This is a genomic window from Natrinema soli, assembly GCF_028618695.1.
This window is the reverse complement of the sequence record NZ_JAQIVI010000138.1, coordinates 1-2,119: the sequence shown is the minus strand read 5'-3', so window position 1 is coordinate 2,119 and position 2,119 is coordinate 1. Positions and strand designations below refer to the sequence as shown.

Sequence of the window (2,119 nt, the reverse complement as noted above, 5' to 3'; positions counted from 1 at the left end):
CGACGGCGAACCGCGCCTCTACGCGCGCGGCGCGGGGGACAACAAGGGACAGTGGTTCGCACACCTCTGTGCGGTTCGCGCGCTTCGCGGGACGACGGGCCTGCCGACCGACGTGACGCTGCTCGTCGAGGGCGAAGAGGAGAGCGGAAGCGAACACCTCCAGCGACTCGTTCGCGACCGACGCGAGGAACTCGACGCGGACATCGCGTTCGTCGCGGACGGACCGATCGACGAGTCGGGCCGACCGCACGTGCTGCTCGGCTCGCGCGGGTTGCTCTACGTCAACATCGAAGCGACGGGGGCGAATCGGGACCTCCATTCGGGGAACTTTGGCGGCCCGGTCCCGAACCCCGCGACCGCGGTCGTCGACCTGCTCGCCTCGCTTCGCGACGAGGACGGCCGGATCGCGCTCGAGGGGTTCCGCGACGACGTGCGCCCGCTGACCGACCGCGACCGCGAGGTGCTCGAGGCGATTCCGGTGGACGAGGAGGCGGTGCAAGCCGATCTCGGACTCTCCGCGCTCGCGACGGACCCCGATGAGGGGTACGCCGAGCGGTTGCTCTGTCGCCCGAACCTGAACGTCGCCGGACTGGACGCCGGGTACCGCGGCGAGGGAATGAAGACCGTGTTACCATCGCATGCTCGCGCGAAAATCGACTTCCGCCTAGTAGCCGATCAGGATCCGGACGACGTCTTCGCATCGCTCTCGCGTCACGTCGAGGAGCGAACGCCCGCGGGTATCGACGTGGAACTCTCGCGCGTCGCGGCGATGGACCCCCAGCGGACGCCGGCGGACAGTCCCGCCGTCGAGCCGGTGATGCGAGCCGTCCGAGAGGGCTGGGACGAGGAACCGATCCTCAAGCCCTCGCTCGGCGGCTCGGTGCCGACGTACGTCTTCGCCGACGCCCTCGACGTGCCGTGTCTGGTCGTCCCCTACGCCAACGCCGACGAGAACAACCACGCCCCCGACGAGAACATCGCGCTCTCGTGTTTCCGCGCGGGCGCCCGGGCGACCGTCGCGCTGCTCGAGGAGCTGTCCGAGACGAAGCTCGCCTAGAAACGGCCCGCGAGCGGGTTCGAACGTCGGGATCATCCGTCGCGACCGTCAGATGTTCGACCGTCCGAGCCCCCCGTCGATTGGGACGGTGATCCCGTCGATGTACGCCGACTCCGGGGAGCAGAGGAAGACGACGGTGTTGCCGAGTTCCATCGGTCGGCCGATCCGCCCCAGCGGGTTCGCGCTCCCCTTCGCCTCGAGCCCCTCCTCGTAGGAGTCGAACTCCCCGCGCTCGACGGACTGTTCGATCAGGTCGCTGATCCGCTCGGTCTCGATCGGGCCGGGGAGCACGCTATTGAATCGTACCTCCGGCGCGAGCTCGCGCGAGAGTGTTTTCTCGAGGCCGATGACGCCCATTCGAACCGAGTTCGAGAGGACGAGCGAGTCGATGGCCTCCTTCACGCTCCGGGAAGTGATGTGGACGACGTTGCCGCCGTCGCCCGCGCGCAGTTCGTCGGCCGCTTCCCGGACCAGTCACACGACGCTCATCACGAGGAGGTCGTAGGCGTGGTACCAGTCCTCGTCGGTCGTCTCGAGGAAGGAGCCGCTCGGCGGCTCGCCTGCGGACGTCACGAGGTGGTCGATCCCACCGAACTCGTCGACCGTGACCGCGACGAGGTCAGAGATATCGTCCGGATCGGTCAAATCGCCCGCCTGTGCGACGATGCGGCCGTCGCCGGCGGCCGCGATCTCCTCGCGCGCCGCCTCGAGCCGACCCTCGTCCCGACTGTTGATCACCACGTTCGCCCCCTCGGGCGAGCGCTTTCGCCGATGCCTTCCCCAGACCGCTGCTCGATGCCGTGACAAGTGCCGCATCGCCGTCCAGTTGCAAATCCATCGTGGTTTGGTACCATGACCCACTGATATATCTGCTGCGGTCGCGACGCGGAGCGCCGACGTGCGGAGGTATACCAACGCTTTAGTCGAGACCCGACGATCGCTACGTATGCAGGAGACGCCAGATTTGGACCAGTTTACGTCACGACGCTCGACGGTGTACGCTACGCGCGGCGTCGTCGCGACGAGCCAGCCGCTCGCCGCGGAAGCCGGCGTCGAGGCGCT

Annotated in this window: 1 protein-coding gene and 1 pseudogene; one reads left to right on the top strand and one right to left on the bottom strand. The window is 68.0% G+C overall.

What is annotated here, in order from left to right:
- On the top strand, nt 1-1,057 hold a 1,057-nt coding region (locus PGX04_RS09900; RefSeq protein ID WP_273738345.1), incomplete at its 5' end, for a M20/M25/M40 family metallo-hydrolase.
- 48 nt (nt 1,058-1,105) lie between these two features.
- Here the strand turns inward: PGX04_RS09900 and PGX04_RS09895 are convergent.
- A pseudogene (locus PGX04_RS09895) lies at nt 1,106-1,895 on the bottom strand (SDR family oxidoreductase).
- Nucleotides 1,896-2,119: the final 224 nt, after the last annotated feature.